Origin of the sequence: Streptomyces sp. NPDC090077 (assembly GCF_044747545.1) — a bacterium.
Taxonomy (GTDB): domain Bacteria; phylum Actinomycetota; class Actinomycetes; order Streptomycetales; family Streptomycetaceae; genus Streptomyces.
The window spans coordinates 1-14,563 of the sequence record NZ_JBIVEG010000040.1 but is presented as its reverse complement, the minus strand read 5'-3'; the positions used below and the strand labels follow the sequence as shown (position 1 = coordinate 14,563).

The window sequence follows — 14,563 nt, the reverse complement described above, 5'->3', positions numbered from 1 at the left end:
GAGCGCGTGGTGAGCATGGGGGCAGTGAGCGGTACGGCCTTGAGCCGGGTCACCCTGGTCGGTGAGCGGCGGCGGATGGATCTCGTACTGCCCTCCCGGGAGCCCGTCGGGCGGCTGCTGCCCGACGTCATACGGATGCTGGACGACCGGGTGGCCGCGCAGCCGATGCTGCGTCATCTGGTCACCGCCGACGGGTCCGTGATCGAGCACGGCGTCTCCCTGGAGGACGCCGGCATCGCCGACGGGGCCGTACTGAGGCTCGTGCGGGTCCAGGACGTGCCGTCCGCGCCCGTGGTGCACGACGTCACCGACGAGGCCGCCGAGGACCTGGACGTACGCGCCTGGCGCTGGCGTCCCTCCGCGCGGCGGGTCACCGCCGGTGCGGGGCTCGTGCTGTGGGCGCTGGTCGCCGGCTGGTTCGCCCGGCGGGAGTTCGCGCCGGGTGCCGTGGCCGGGGTGCTGCTCGGGACCGCCGCCCTGAGCGGGGTCGTCGGCGCGCTGGCCGGCCGGCTCAAGCGGTCCGGGCTGGCGGCGGCGCTGCTGGCCTGTGCCGCCGCGGTCGGGGTGCTCGGGGCGTGGACCCTGGGCGACGCGCAGCGCTGGGGCGCCATGGGCCGGCTCGCCGCCGTCGCGGGTGCGCTGGCCGTCGGGCTCGCGCTGCTGGGGTGGTTCACGCCGCTCGGGCGGGGCGGGCTGGTGGGCGCCGCCGCCGTGCTGGGCCTGACGGTGGCCTGGGAGGCGACCGCGCTGGCGCAGGGCCAGGCGGGCGCCCGTACCGGGGCCGTCCTCGCCGTGTTCTCGGTGGTCCTGCTCGGGCTGCTGCCGCGCCTCGCGCTGGCGGCGGCCGGACTGACCGGCCTGGACGACCGGCGGGCGCTCGGGGCTTCGGTCAGCCGGTACAAGGTCGCCACCGCCCTCGGCGCCACCCACCGGGGCATGGCGCTGGCCACCCTCGCCACCGCCGTCTCGGCGGGCGCGGCCGGCGTGGTCGCCCTGCGGGAGCCCGACGTCTGGACGGTGTCCCTCGCCTCGGCCGTCGCCGTCGTGCTGTGGCTGCGCGCGCGGGCGTTCCCGCTCGTCGCGGAGGTCGTCGCGCTGCTGCTGGCCGGGGCCGCCGTCACCGTGGCGGCGCTGCTGGTGTGGGCCGGCCGGTCCGGTGCGGCCGGGCCGCTGGCGGTCCTGCTGGTGCTCGCCCTCGCGGCGCTCGGCGTCCTCGCCGTCCAGCCGCCCGAGCACGTCCGGGTCCGGCTGCGCCGGGTCGGGGACACCGCCGAGTCGATCGGCGTCATCGTGCTGTTCCCGCTGCTCATCGGGGTGTTCGGCGTGTACGGGCGGCTGCTCGGCACCTTCGCTTAAGGGTTGCTACTCAGACATGTCAGACATGAGCATGAACCAGCGGCGTGACGACTGGCAGGCCGGGGTCCTCGGCGATCTGACCGGTACCCCGCAGACCGGTACCCCGCAGCCGCAGCACGCCCCCCAGGGGCCCCTGCCGGTCCAGCCGCACGCCCCCCTCCCGCAGCAGCCGGCCCCCGCACCCCCGCAGCAGGCGCCCGCCCGGCCGTACGCCCCGCAGGCGGCGCAGGCCCGCGCGCCCGAGACCGTCCCGGTCCCCGGCGCGGACGCCCCCGCCGGCCGCCCCCGCCACGGCGACCCGCTGACCCGCCGCACCCTGCGCACCCTGCGCGGAGCGCTCGGCTCCTCCGTCGCCAAGGCCGTCGCCGCCGAGACGGAACTCGCCACCCAGGTCCAGCAGCCCGTCACCACCGGCCGCCAGATCGTCGTCACCAGCATCCGCGGCGGCTCCGGCAAGACCACCGTCACCGCCCTCCTCAGCCGCACCTACAACCACTTCCGCCACGACCCGGTGCTCACCCTGGAGGCCGACGCCGCCCTCGGCACCCTCCCGGTCCGGCTCGGCGTGCCGTCCCTGCGGTGGACCTGCGCGGACCTCGCACAGATCCTCCGCCCCTCCATGCAGCTCACCGACGTCACGGGCTACCTCGTCCCGCTCGCCGACGGCGGCTGGCTGCTGCCCGGCAGCCAGGGCCGCATCGGCGCCCAGGTCGACGTCGCCACCTACCGGACCGTGATGGTCGCGCTGCGCCGCTACTTCGGCGTCACCGTCGTCGACTGCGAGACCCTCCCCGGCGAGGTCGCCCGCACCGCCCTCGACACCGCCCACGCCCGCGTGCTCACCGCCCCCGCCACCGCCGAGGGGCTCGTCTCCACCCACGCCGTCCTGGACTGGCTCGGCTCCCTCCCGGTGCCCGTGCTGCCCCGGACCGTGGTCGTGCTCACCGTCCAGTCCCCGAACCCCGCCGTCGACCTCGGCAGGGCCGCCGAGAAGCTGCGCGCCACCGGCGCGGGGGTCGTCGTCCTGCCCTACGACCGCCACCTCGCCTCCGGCGGCGCCGTCAGGTCCGAACTCCTCGGCTTCCAGACCCGGGAGGCGGCCATGCGGCTCGCCGCCGACGTGCTCCAGCGGGCCGTCGCCCTCCCCGCCTCCGGTGCCGCCCGGTGACCCAGCAGCTGATCCACCGCCCGGCCCGCGGCACCCTGCCCCCGGCCCCCGCCCGGCCCCACTCCGTCGAAGCCCCGCCCAACTTGCCCGAGGGCAAGATCGGCAGCCCGGCCACCGCGCTGCTGCCGATGGCCGGCGTCATGGGCTCGGTCGTGATGATGACCGTCATCCGCAACAGCCAGTTCGCCGCCGTCGGCGCGATCGTGCTGGTCTTCGCACTGATCGGCGCCATCGCCCTCTTCTGGTCCCAGCGCGGCAAGGCCCAGCGCACCCGCCGCGCCCAGCGCGAGCGCTACCTCGAATACCTGGAGGAGCAGCGCGAGGAGCTCGGCACCCGCGAGAAGGCCCTGCGCGACGAGGCCCGCCGCCTCAACCCGCCCCCGGAAGCCCTCTACGACCTCGTGCGCGACCCCGCACGCCTGTGGGAGCGCCGCCGCACCGACCCCGACTTCCTGCGCCCCCGCCTGGGCACCGGCGCCGTCGCCGTGCAGGAGCTGTCCCTCGCCGCGGGCGCCGGCGGCGTCCTCACCCCGCCCGACCGGTTCATGCTCAACGAGGCCGGCGCGCTCATGGCCCGCTTCGGCCGCGCCAGCGACTTCCCGCTGACCGTCCCCCTCGACCGGGCCGGCAACATCAGCATCGTCGGCGACCGCGAGGGCGTGCTGCGCGTCGCCCGCGCCCTGCTCACCCACACCGCCGTCCTGCACGCCCCCGACGACGTGGCCGTCGCCCTCGGCGTGCCCGGCGACCGGCTCGGCGACTGGGAGTGGGCCAAGTGGCTGCCCCACGTCCTCGACCAGCAGGAACAGGACGGCCCCGTCGCCGCCCGGCGCATCGCCCCCAGCCTGCCCCAGCTCGCCGCCGGGGTCCTCGCCCCCGACCTGCGCCGCAGGGCCTCGTACGCGGCGGAGGTGCGCCGCGGCCTCTCCGACAAGCGGGCCCTGCGGCTGGCCGGCCGGCTCCTCGTCGTCAGCGACGAGTACGGCGAGAACGCCGTCGAACTGCCCCGCCCCGACACCGCCGTGGGCCTGGCCGACATGAACACCACCGTGCTGCACCTGCTCGCCGAGCAGGTCCACGAGCCCGACGAGGTGACCATACGGATCACCGTCGACGGCAGCCACGTCACCGTCCGGGACCTGCGCACCCCCGAGGCCCCCGACGCCGAGGGCCTCAGCGACGCCCTCGGCCCGGCCACCGCCGAGGGCCTGGCCCGCATGCTGGCCCCGCTGCGGCTGTCCGCCGAATCCGTCGCCGAGGGCACCCCCGTCTCCGGACCCGTCGACTTCATGGGCCTCCTCGGCATCGACGACCCCGCCGCCCTCGACGTCAAGCGGATGTGGGCACCGCGCGGGGAGCGGGACTTCCTGCGCGTCCCCATCGGCATCGACGACCGGCACGGCCCCGTCCTCCTCGACCTCAAGGAGTCCTCGCAGCTCGGCATGGGCCCGCACGGCCTGTGCGTCGGCGCGACCGGCTCCGGCAAGAGCGAGCTGCTCCGTACGCTCGTCCTCGCCCTCGTCGCCACCCACTCGCCCGAGGACCTCGCCATGGTCCTCGTCGACTACAAGGGCGGCGCGACCTTCGCCCCCTTCGAGAAGCTCCCGCACGTCGCCGGCGTCATCACCAACCTGGAGAACCAGGCCGGGCTCGTCGAACGCGTCCACACCAGCCTCGCCGGCGAGGTCAAGCGCCGCCAGCAGGTCCTCAAGGACGCCGGGAACGTCGCCGACATCGGCCACTACGCGGTGCTCCGCGCCGAGAAGCCCGAACTGGAGCCGCTGCCGCACCTGTTCGTCGTCATCGACGAGTTCGGCGAACTCCTCACCGCCAAGCCCGACTTCATCGACCTGTTCCTGTCCATCGGCCGCATCGGCCGCTCCATCGGCGTGCACCTGCTGCTCTCCAGCCAGCGCATCGAGGGCGGCAAGCTCAAGGGCCTGGACACCTACCTGTCGTACCGGCTCGGCCTGCGCACCTTCTCCGCCGACGAGTCCCGCACCGTCCTCGACACCACCGACGCCTTCCAGCTGCCGCCCCTGCCCGGCTTCGGCTACCTCAAGGTGGACACCTCCACCTACACCCGCTTCAAGGCCGGATACGTCTCCGGCCGCTACCGGGGCCCCGCCGCCGCCCTCGACGACACCGAACGCGGCCCGCTCGCCCTGCCCTACCCCGTCTTCAACACCCTCCAGGACAGCACCGGCCCGGCCGAGCCCGCCGAGGAGAAGCCCACCGCCACCGCCCGCGAGACCGGGCCCAGCGTGCTCTCCGTCATCGTCGGCCAGCTCGCCGACGCCGCCCCGCCCGTCCGCCGCATCTGGCTGCCGCCGCTGCCCGCCGCGACCCCCCTGGACGCCGCCGCCGGACCCCTGGCCGTCACCGGGAGCGGACTCCGGCTGGGCACCGGCCCGCGACCCCCGCTCAGGGTGCCCCTCGGCGTCCTCGACGACCCGGCCCGCCAGTGGCGCGGCCCCTGGGAACTGGACCTGACCGTCGCCGGCGGGCACACCGCCGTCACCGGCGGACCCCAGTCCGGCAAGACCACCCTGCTGCGCACCCTGGCCCTGTCGCTCGCGCTGACCCACACCCCGCAGGAGGTCGCCGTCTACGGCCTCGACCTCGCCGGGGGCGGCCTCGCCGCGCTCGCCGGGCTCCCGCACGTCGGCGGGATCGCCGGCCGGGCCGACCGGGAACGGGCCGCCCGCACGGTCGCCGAGGTCCGCGCCATGCTCGCCGCCCGCGAGGAACTGTTCCGCGAGCACTCCATCGACTCCGTCGACCAGCTCCGCCGGCTCCGCTCCCAGGGCCGGCTGCCCGAACTCGCCTCCACCGACATCGTCCTCCTCGTCGACGGCTACGGGGCCCTGCGCGAGGAGTTCTCCGAACTCGACGACGCCGTCACCGACCTGCTCAAGCGGGGCGGCGGCTACGGCATCCACGTCGTCGCGGGCATGCTCCGCTGGAACGACGTCCGGATCGCCAACCAGTCCCTCTTCGGCGGCCGCGTCGAACTCCGCCTCGGCGACCCCTCCGACTCGGCGATCGACCGCAAACTGTCCGAGACGATCTCCCCGGACACCCCCGGCCGCGTCCTCACCGACGCCAAGCTGTTCGCACAGACCGCCCTGCCCCGCATCGACTCCCGGGCCGGCAACACCGACCTGGCCGCCGCCCTGGAAGAGGCCGCCGGCACCGTCCGCGCCACCTGGCACGGCGAACTCGCCTCCCCCGTACGGGTCCTGCCCGCACGACTGCCGGCCGACCGGCTGCCCACCGCCGACGAAGAGCCGTACCGGATCCCCGTCGGCGTCGACCAGGACGTCCTCGCACCGGTCCTCCTCGACCTCTTCGGCCAGGACCAGCACCTGCTGATCCTCGGCGACAACGAGTGCGGCAAGACCAACCTGCTCGCCCTCGTCGCCCGCCAGCTCATCGCCCGCTACGGAGACGACGAACTGGTCTTCGCCGTCTACGACCCGAGGCGCGGGCTGCGCGGCGTGGTCCCCGAGCCCTACCGGGGCGGCTACGCGCACAACGCGAAGATCGCCGGGGCCCTGTCGGCGGGCATCGCCAAGGAACTCGACAAGCGGCTCCCCGAGGACGGCATCGACCCCGACGCCGAACCGGGCGAGGGCCCCGGCTTCGCCGGCCCGCGCATCGTGGTCCTCGTCGACGACTACGACATCCTCACCACCGCCGGACAGCAGCCGCTCCAGCCGTTCGTCCCCTACCTGCCCTCCGCCCAGGACATCGGCCTGCACTTCGTCATCGCCCGGCGCGTCGCCGGCTCCTCCCGGGCCCTGTACGAGCCGCTGCTGACCACCCTGCGCGAATCCGGCACCACCACCCTCGTGATGAGCGGCGAACGCTCCGAAGGCCAGCTGTTCCCGCAGCTGTACGCGAGCACCCAGCCGCCCGGCCGCGGCACGCTGGTCCGGCGCGGCCGCCCGCACCAGATCGTGCAGACCGCCCTCGCCGACTCCCCGACCCAGGAAGCGCCCTGACACCGTGACCAAGGACGTCATCGCCCTCACCGCCAAGATGCCCGACACCACCGCCCTGATGGTGGCCCTGACGGCGGGCGGCGCGGACCTCGACGCCCAGGCCGTCGGGGACGGCGCCGTCATCCAGCTGCTGGGCGCCGCCGGCCGGCCGCTGGTCTCGGTCGAGGCACCCGTGCTCGTCCAGGTCCCCGGCGAGGTGGAACGGCTCCTCGGAACCCCCTGCGCCACCCCCGTCTGGTGGACCGAGACCCGCGCCTCCACCGCCGTACCCGAAGCGGCGCCCCTCGCCGGAGCCGTCGCCGGCCGCCTCGCCGAGGTCCTCGGCGGCGCCGTCTGGCCCGAGGGCGCCGGCCACCTCGCGGTCGTCCCCGTCACCTCCGAGGCCTCCGCGGCACCCGCGCCCGTCGGAGCGCTCCCGACCGTGGACGTGGTCACCGAATCCACCGCCGTGGTCCTCGCCGACCGGCCCGTGATCGGGCTGACGGCCTGGCTGTCGGACGTCCTGCGCACCACCGCCGGCTTCGGCGCGGCCCTGCACGTCGTCACCCCCGACCACTGCCGGCTCAGCCTGCCGCTGCGGCTCGCGCTGGCCGGGGCACCGAACCGGTGGGTGGTCCAGGACCCCGCCTGCGGGTACTACGACGGCCTGTCCGGCGCGGTGCTGTCCTGGCAGGACGGCACCTTCGCCCCCGCCCTGGACGAAGCGGGCCGGCCCGCCCTCGCCCCCGCGTTCCGGCGGGCCGAGGCCTCCGGGGAACGCCGGCTGACCCTGCAGTTCCGCACCGAACACCCCGCCGAGGAAGACCTGCTGGTCGGCCGCTCCCTGGAGGCCGCCTGGCGCACCCTGACCGGGGGCCCGCCCGCCGGCTGGGGCACCGCCGAGCCGGTGAACCTGCCCTGGTTGCCGCGCCAGCTCACCGACCTGGCCCGGAGCCGGGCACCCGAGCCGACCCTCGTCACCGCCGTCGGAACGCCGGAGCGGCCCGCACTGGCCACCGTACGGGTGACCCGCACGGCCACCGGCGTCGAGGAGGACATCACCCTGTCCCTCGGGTACGGGCCCGCCGAAGAGGTGCCGCTGGGCGCGCTCGCGCAGCTGGCCGGGGAACTGGTCACCGGGCACGGCCTGATCAGCATGCTGGCCTCCCTCGGCCCCGGCCGCCGGGACCTGAGCCTGACCCCGCGGGTGGCCGTGCCGGCCGTACCGGTGTCCTTCACCCTCGGCGGGCGCGGCGTGGCCGAGGCGACGCTGACCCAGGCGCGGCGGCCCCCGCTGGAGCTGACCCCCGTCCAGATCGGCCCGCAGCGCAGGCCCGGACTCCACTACCCGCTGGGCGACGGCACCGCCCCGGCGGCCTGGGAGTCCCTCTCGGTGCTCCTGACCCACCTGCGCACGGCGGTGCCGCCGCTGCCGTAGCCGCCCCGGAGGGCGGCGGGGCGGGTCAGCCCGTGCCGCCGCCCCCGGCGCGCACCAGGCCCGTCTCGTACGCCAGCACCACCACCTGCACCCGGTCGCGCAGGTCCAGCTTCGTCAGGATGCGGCCCACGTGCGTCTTGACCGTCGCCTCCGACAGCACCAGCCGGGCCGCGATCTCCCCGTTCGACAGGCCCTGCGCCACCAGCAGCATGACCTCCCGCTCGCGGTCCGTCAGCCGCTCGATCTCCTTGTTCTCCGGCTCCGCCGCCGTCGTCGGCAGCATCGGCGCGAACCGGTCCAGCAGCCGCCGCGTCGTCGAGGGGGCCACCACCGCGTCGCCGCTGTGCACCGACCGGATCGCGGCCAGCAGCTCCGCCGGCGGGACGTCCTTCAGCATGAAGCCGCTCGCGCCCGCCTTCAGGCCCGAGAACGCGTACTCGTCCAGGTCGAAGGTGGTCAGGATGATCACCTTCGGGTGCTCCTCCGGCTCACAGATCCGCCGCGTCGCCTCCACCCCGTCGAGCTTGGGCATGCGCACGTCCATCAGGACGACGTCGACCGCAGTGGCCCGCAGCACCTCCAGCGCCTCCAGGCCGTTGCCCGCCTCGGCGACGACCTCCATGTCCGGCTGCGCGGCCAGCACCATGCGGAAGCCGGTGCGCAGCAGCACCTGGTCGTCGACCAGCATCACTCGGATGGACATCCGTGACTACCTCTACCTGTTGTTGAGCGGTCCCGCCGGGCGGTCCCGTCGCGGGCTAACTCTTCTTGAGCGGGAGCAGGGCACTGATCCGGAAGCCCCCGCCGGGGCGCGGGCCCGCGTCCAGGGTCCCCCCGACCATACCGATCCGCTCCCGCATGCCGATCAGACCGTGTCCGGCGCCGTCCGCGCCGCCGTCCTCGTACAGTTCGTGCGCCGCGCCCCGCCCGTCGTCCTCGACCAGCAGGCCGAGCCCGTCGTCGAAGTAGACCAGCCGGACGCTCGCCCGCGCGTCGGGACCCCCGTGCTTGCGCGTGTTCGTCAGCGCCTCCTGCACGATCCGGTACGCGGTCAGCTCCACCCCGCTGGGCAGCTTGCGCGGCGCGCCCTCCACCTCGAAGTCGACCGTCAGCCCGGCCGCCCGGACCTGCTCGACCAGCACCTCGATCTGCTCCACGTCGGGCTGCGGCACGTAGTCCTCGGACTCCTGCGGCTCGCCCGTGCGCAGCACGCCCAGCAGCCGGCGCATCTCGGCCAGCGCCTGGCGGCCGGTCCCGGAGATGGTCTGGAGGGCCTCCTTGGCCTGCTCGGGCGCCACGTCCATGACGTACGCGGCCCCGTCGGCCTGGACCACCATCACCGACACGTTGTGGGCGACGACGTCGTGCAGCTCGCGGGCGATCCGGGCGCGCTCGGCGGCCACCGCCACCTTCGCCTGGGCCTCGCGCTCCTTCTCCAGCCGCTGGTTGCGCTCCACGAGCTGGGCGTAGTAGGCCCGGCGGGTGCGCAGGGAGTCGCCCATCACCCAGGCGAGGGCGAACGGCACCATCATGAAGAGGACGAACAGGACCTCCTCCGTGCCGCTCGCGTTCTTGTCCACGCCGAAGCGCAGGAAGTACAGCGGCGAGGCCAGCAGCCCGGAGGCCAGCGCGGTGCGCGACACCCAGCGCGGCACGTCGGCGGCGGCCACCGTGAACAGGACGACCAGCATCGCCACGTCGCAGAACTGTATGGGCGACCCGATGGCCAGCTGGTAGGCGCCCGCGCCCACGGTCAGCCAGTACATCTGCTGCGTCCACTTGCGGCGCAGTGCGAGCGCGGCCGTCAGCGCGGCCACGGCGGGCACCGTGGCCATGCGGAGGGAGGTGTCGGCCCCGTTGAGGTCGGCGACGTTCAGCATCGAGAACCCGAAGAAGAGGACAGCCCAGAAGCTGTCGACGCCCGTCGGGTGTCTGCGGATGAAGTCGTAGAGGCGCTGCACGTAACCCAGAGTAGGGAAAGGAAATAGGTGCTGGAGTCAACCACAGGTGCGATCCCTGCGACGGGGGAGTACTCCGCAAGGTGGAGGGTCGCCTTAACCTGTGGGTGATGAGCGCTGAGGTGGAGGTCAGGGGACCGGTCCGGTGGCGGGCCGCGATGGAGGCCGCGCTGTACGGGCCCGGCGGCTTCTACGTGCGTCCGGGCGGGCCGGGGCCTGCCGGGCACTTCCGGACCTCCGTGCACGCCTCCGCCCTGTACGCGGGGGCCGTGGCCCGGCTGCTGGAGTGGGTGGACGGCGAGCTGGGCCGGCCCGGACGGCTCGACCTGGTCGACGTGGGGGCCGGCCGGGGCGAACTCCTGACCGGGGTCCTCGCCGCCCTGCCCGCGGAGACGGCCGCGCGGGTGCGCCCGTACGCGGTCGAGCGCGCGGCGGAGCCCGAGGGGCTGGACCCCCGCATCCGCTGGGTGGCCGAGCCGCCCCGGGGGGCGACGGGGCTGCTGTTCGCGAACGAATGGCTGGACAACGTACCGCTGGAGATCGCCGAGGACGGCCGGTACGTCCTGGTCGCCCCCGACGGTACGGAGACCCCCGGCGGGCCCCTGGAGGACGCCGACCGGGCCTGGCTGGAGCGGTGGTGGCCCGGCGCGGCGGAGCCCGGCGGCGGCCGGGCGGAGATCGGCCGGGCCCGCGACGAGGCCTGGGCGGCGGCCGTCGCCACCCTGGAGCGGGGCCTCGCGGTGGCCGTGGACTACGCGCACACCCGCGAAGCCCGCCCCCCGTACGGCACCCTCACCGGCTTCCGCGAAGGCCGCGAGACCGCACCCGTCCCCGACGGCGGCTGCGACGTCACCGCGCACGTCGCGCTCGACGCCTGCGCGGGACCGGGCGCCGGCCTGCTCACCCAGCGCGCCGCCCTGACCGCCCTCGGCGTCTCGGGCGGCCGGCCGCCGCTGGCCCTGGCCTCCACCGATCCGGCGGGCTACGTCCGCGCGCTGTCGGCGGCGGGCGAGGCGGCGGAACTCACCGCGCGCGGGGGCCTGGGCGACTTCGGCTGGCTGGTCCAGCCGGTCGGCACGGGGCCCTGGCCGGGCACCCCCTAGGGCGGCTCTCCCCGGTCACGGCCGAGGGGCCGGCGTCCCGTGCGGGATGCCGGCCCCTCGTGTGTGCTGCCCGTGCTTACTCGGTGACGTCGTGGTCGTGGCCCGGGCGCAGACCGCCGCCGTTGCCGGAGCCGGTGGACGGCTTCGGGGTGACCGGCTGCGTCAGCGGGGCCAGGTCCCAGGCGTAGTGGCCGACCGCGTTCGCGATGACGTCGACGTTGATGTCGAGCGCCTTCTGGTCGATGTTGTTGATGTCGTCGCCCTTGCCGTGGTAGTTCGGGTCGTAGGCGACGCCCGCCTGACCGCCGAACTTCGCGGCCTGCGCGGCGGTCTTGATGCCCTCGGCGCCCGTGTCCGTACCACCGGAGGGGATGCCGGCCTCGATGAACGGGCCGTAGTCCGAGCGGCCGGTGAAGTCACTGCCCTCGTGCGGGATCTTCTGCGCGTCGAGGAAGTCGGTGATCTGCCGCTCCAGCTGCGCCGAACCCTCCGGGCCGGGGCCCGAGCCGACCTTGTCCGAGTCGTCGCCGTCGTAGACGAAGTAGGCGGCGTTCGGCGAGGCGATCATGTCGAAGTTCAGGTAGAGCTTGATCTGCTTCTTCTGCTCGGGCGTCAGCGAGGCCACGTACGCCTCCGAGCCGAGGAGGCCGAACTCCTCCGCCGACCACCAGGCGAACTTCACCTTGTTCTTGATCTTCTTCTGCTCGCTCGCGAGGCGCTGCGCGACCTGGAGGATGCCCGCCGAGCCGGAGCCGTTGTCGTTGATGCCCGGACCGGCCGCGACCGAGTCCAGGTGCGCGCCGAGGAAGACGGTGTTGTCCGCGTCGCCGCCCTTGGTCTCCGCGATGACGTTGTACGTCTTGCGGTTCTCGCGCAGCTCGCGGACGTCCAGGGTGAGCGAGACGGGACCGGCGGCCGCCTCGGCGGCGAGCTTCTCGCCGTCCTCCTGGGAGATGCCGCCGGTGGGGACCTTGCCGGCGTTCGCGTCGCCGAGGGTGCCGTTGAGGGAGCCCGCGGTGTTGTTGTAGATGACCGCGCCGACGGCGCCGGCCGCCGCCGCGTTCGCCTGCTTCGTGGCGAAGGTGCAGCCGCCGCGCTTGACGAGCGCGATCTTGCCGGTGAAGGCGCCGGCCGCGAAGTCCGTGGGCTCGCAGCCGTTGGTGCCGTCGGCGTCCACGGGGGCGACGGCGAGGGGCGCGGTGACGCCGCCCTCCGGGCCGCTGGCCGTGTACGTCATCAGCTTCAGGGGCACGTCACGGCCGGCCGCGCCGTTGACCTTCAGCGTCTCGGAGATGGTCTCGACGTACACGAAGTCGAACTCGTGGCGGGAGACCTGGTAGCCGGCGCCCTTCAGCACGGCCTCGACGTACTGCGCCGACTGGAGGTGGCCCTTGGAGCCGGCCACGCGGTTGCCGTTGTTGTAGTCGGCGATCGACTGGAAGACCTTGAGGTGGTTGTTGGCGCCCTTGCCCGTCGAGTCCTTGACCAGCTTCCTGGCCAGCGCGTCACCCCGGGCGGCGTCGCTCTGCGGACTCGTGGCTCCGGCGGGGCCGGCGAGCAGCAGCGGGGAGACGAGGGCCACGGCCGCGAGTGCGGCGGTCGCGGTGGCTATACGGCGAGAGGGCATGAAGGTCCTTTCACAGCAGGAAGCGCCTGAGGGGGTGTGGTGGACGCACGTTAGACACCAAGAGGCGCCCGTCGCCAGACTTTTCACTGCTTCCGGTTTGTGAAATCCGGATATCGGTACCTCTGGGGAGGGGCGAAAATCAGCCACCGTCCGGTGGGCGGGCGGATCCGCTCAGCGCAGGATTCCCTCGATGAAATCGGAACCTATCCGTGCGACCACGGACAGATCCAACTGGTGCTGCACATAACGCCCCTGACGCCGGGTGTGCATCAGCCCCGCCTTCTTCAGCACGGCCAGGTGCCGGGACACCTCCGGCGCGGATATCCCGTAGACGCGCGCCAGCTCGGTGGTCGTGTACGGGGCGCGCGCCAGACTGCGGCACAGCATCATCCGCATCGGGTGCGCCAGCGCCTCCATCCGCCGCTGGAGCAGCTCCACCGAACCCGGCTCGGAGGCCAGCTCCGGCGAGTCCAGCGGATAGTGCACCACCGGCCGCCAGCCCGGCGCGTGCAGCACCAGCAGGTGCGGCCAGCCGAAGTTCGTCGGCACGAACAGCAGCCCCGGCCCGACCTGCGGATCGGTGGCCGTGGCCTGGCCGTTGACCATCTTGTCGGCGGTGATCAGCGTCAGCGCCTCGTCGACGCTCAGCGCCGACGACACCTCGCGCAGCACCGCCCGCAGCCCCTTGTGCCGCAGCACCTCCGTCTTGTGCCGGGCGTCCGCCGTCTGCCGGGGCTCTATGCGCCGCCAGGTCTCCGCGAAGAAGGCCTCGTCACAGTCCTCCAGCAGCCGCCGCATCCACACGCGCACCCCCGCCGGATCGTCCAGCAGCCGGACCGAGAACTCCAGCTGCCGCGGCCCGCGCGCCGCCGCCGCCTCCAACGCCTTCGCCCGCGCCCCCGCGTCCTTCAACGGATGCGGCCCGCCGCCCTCGTTGTAGAGCGCCAGCCAGCAGTGCTCCAGCGCCGCCATCACGAACCGCTCGTCGTCCAGCCGGTCGAGCACGTCCAGCTCCTCGGCCAGCGTCGCCCCCGGCCGGCCGGTACCGCCGGGGATCCCGGCGAAGGCCATGAAGATGTCCGAGAACGAACTGCGCCACATGAAATCGGCCTCGAGGAGCCGGTCGGCGAGACCGGGGTCGAGCGAGGCTGTGGTGGCCCTCGTCCAGGACTGGAGCCCCGGGTGGTGGGCCGGCTGCGCGAGCGCGTGCAGGGTCATGCAGAGCTCGGCGAGGGGTGACGGCGCGAAACCGATCCGCTCCGCGGGGAGCCCGGCGATGTCGATGGTGACGCTCATCGCCCCATTGTCCATTTCCCGGCGCGACGCGGGGTGACGCGGGGTGACGCGGACGCCACGGCGGGTTCGGGTGGACGTGCGCCCGCACGAGGGGTCGTGAGGGCTCCGGCGGAGCATCACCGCAGGTGGGGGGCTTCGATTGACGGGGAACGTCAATCGGCGAGCGCGCCGCGCCCAACGGGGTGAGGGTGGATGCATGACAGCCATCGAGCAGTACCTCATAGACACCTACCGCGCGGCCCAGCACGGCACCCCGCCGCCCCCGCCCCCGGGCCGCGACGACCTCGCCACCCTGCGCTCCCTCCGCACCGAAGCCCAGTTCACCGCCGTCCTCGACGGCCGCCCGGCCACCCACCCCTGGCTCCACGCCCTGACCCGCCACCTCCACCGGCCCCGGGCGTGCTGAGGGGGCGGGGTACGCGGCTTGCGGCGCGGGCCCGCCATCTCCCCCTCGACCCCCACCGGCCGATCGGCGCCTGCCCACCCGCCTCCCGGGTGCGGGCCGACGTCCGGGGGCGGTACCCCCTCGGGCGGTCTCAGGGAGGGTTGGGGGCTTCCCGTCAGTCCCATCGTCCTTCCGGTTCGTGCCGGCCTGTCAAGGGCGCTCCCTTCGGTCGCGTCGCTACGCGAT

10 protein-coding genes are annotated in these 14,563 nt (G+C 74.3%); 6 read left to right on the top strand and 4 right to left on the bottom strand.

What is annotated here, in order from left to right; genetic code table 11:
- Nucleotides 1-15: 15 nt before the first annotated feature.
- The 4 genes from eccD to ACIPW5_RS36110 are packed head-to-tail and all read left to right on the top strand — an operon-like array spanning nucleotide 16 to nucleotide 7,948.
- Nucleotides 16-1,356 carry a type VII secretion integral membrane protein EccD gene (gene eccD / locus ACIPW5_RS36125; protein ID WP_401254676.1) on the top strand — a complete coding sequence of 447 codons (1,341 nt, stop codon included), beginning with the start codon at nucleotides 16-18 and terminating at the stop codon, nucleotides 1,354-1,356.
- A 16-nt stretch (nucleotides 1,357-1,372) separates the two neighbouring features.
- Nucleotides 1,373-2,524: a MinD/ParA family protein gene (locus tag ACIPW5_RS36120; protein WP_401254553.1), complete on the top strand. Its 1,152-nt coding sequence runs from the start codon at nucleotides 1,373-1,375 to the stop codon at nucleotides 2,522-2,524.
- Nucleotides 2,521-6,531 carry a type VII secretion protein EccCb gene (eccCb, locus tag ACIPW5_RS36115; protein ID WP_401254550.1) on the top strand — a complete coding sequence of 1,337 codons (4,011 nt, stop codon included), beginning with the start codon at nucleotides 2,521-2,523 and terminating at the stop codon, nucleotides 6,529-6,531. The genes ACIPW5_RS36120 and eccCb overlap by 4 nt, the downstream gene beginning before the upstream one ends.
- 4 nt (nucleotides 6,532-6,535) lie before the next feature.
- Entirely contained in the window at nucleotides 6,536-7,948 is a 1,413-nt protein-coding gene (locus ACIPW5_RS36110) for a DUF6177 family protein (RefSeq protein WP_401254547.1), read from the top strand.
- A gap of 25 nt (nucleotides 7,949-7,973) precedes the next feature.
- Here the strand turns inward: ACIPW5_RS36110 and ACIPW5_RS36105 are convergent, their stop codons facing one another.
- Complete coding sequence (locus ACIPW5_RS36105) at nucleotides 7,974-8,651, bottom strand: response regulator (RefSeq protein ID WP_401254544.1); 678 nt, start codon at nucleotides 8,649-8,651, stop codon at nucleotides 7,974-7,976.
- 55 nt (nucleotides 8,652-8,706) lie between these two features.
- Entirely contained in the window at nucleotides 8,707-9,909 is a 1,203-nt protein-coding gene (locus tag ACIPW5_RS36100; RefSeq protein ID WP_401254541.1) for a sensor histidine kinase, read from the bottom strand.
- A 107-nt stretch (nucleotides 9,910-10,016) separates the two neighbouring features.
- Here ACIPW5_RS36100 and ACIPW5_RS36095 point away from each other — a divergent pair, with 107 nt between their 5' ends.
- Nucleotides 10,017-11,009 (top strand): SAM-dependent methyltransferase, encoded by a 993-nt coding sequence (locus ACIPW5_RS36095; protein WP_401254538.1) that lies wholly within the window; start codon nucleotides 10,017-10,019, stop codon nucleotides 11,007-11,009.
- Nucleotides 11,010-11,085: 76 nt separating this feature from the next.
- On the opposite strand, the gene ACIPW5_RS36090 is transcribed toward ACIPW5_RS36095, so the two are convergent.
- Both ACIPW5_RS36090 and ACIPW5_RS36085 read right to left on the bottom strand, forming a co-directional pair.
- Nucleotides 11,086-12,636, bottom strand: a complete 1,551-nt coding sequence (locus tag ACIPW5_RS36090) for a M28 family metallopeptidase (RefSeq protein WP_401254535.1) — start codon at nucleotides 12,634-12,636, stop codon at nucleotides 11,086-11,088.
- 171 nt (nucleotides 12,637-12,807) lie between these two features.
- A complete protein-coding gene (locus ACIPW5_RS36085; RefSeq protein WP_401254532.1) occupies nucleotides 12,808-13,932 on the bottom strand; it encodes a DUF5937 family protein in 1,125 nt (374 codons plus the stop codon).
- Nucleotides 13,933-14,128: 196 nt separating this feature from the next.
- Here ACIPW5_RS36085 and ACIPW5_RS36080 point away from each other — a divergent pair, with 196 nt between their 5' ends.
- Entirely contained in the window at nucleotides 14,129-14,338 is a 210-nt protein-coding gene (locus ACIPW5_RS36080) for a hypothetical protein (RefSeq protein ID WP_401254529.1), read from the top strand.
- Nucleotides 14,339-14,563: the final 225 nt, after the last annotated feature.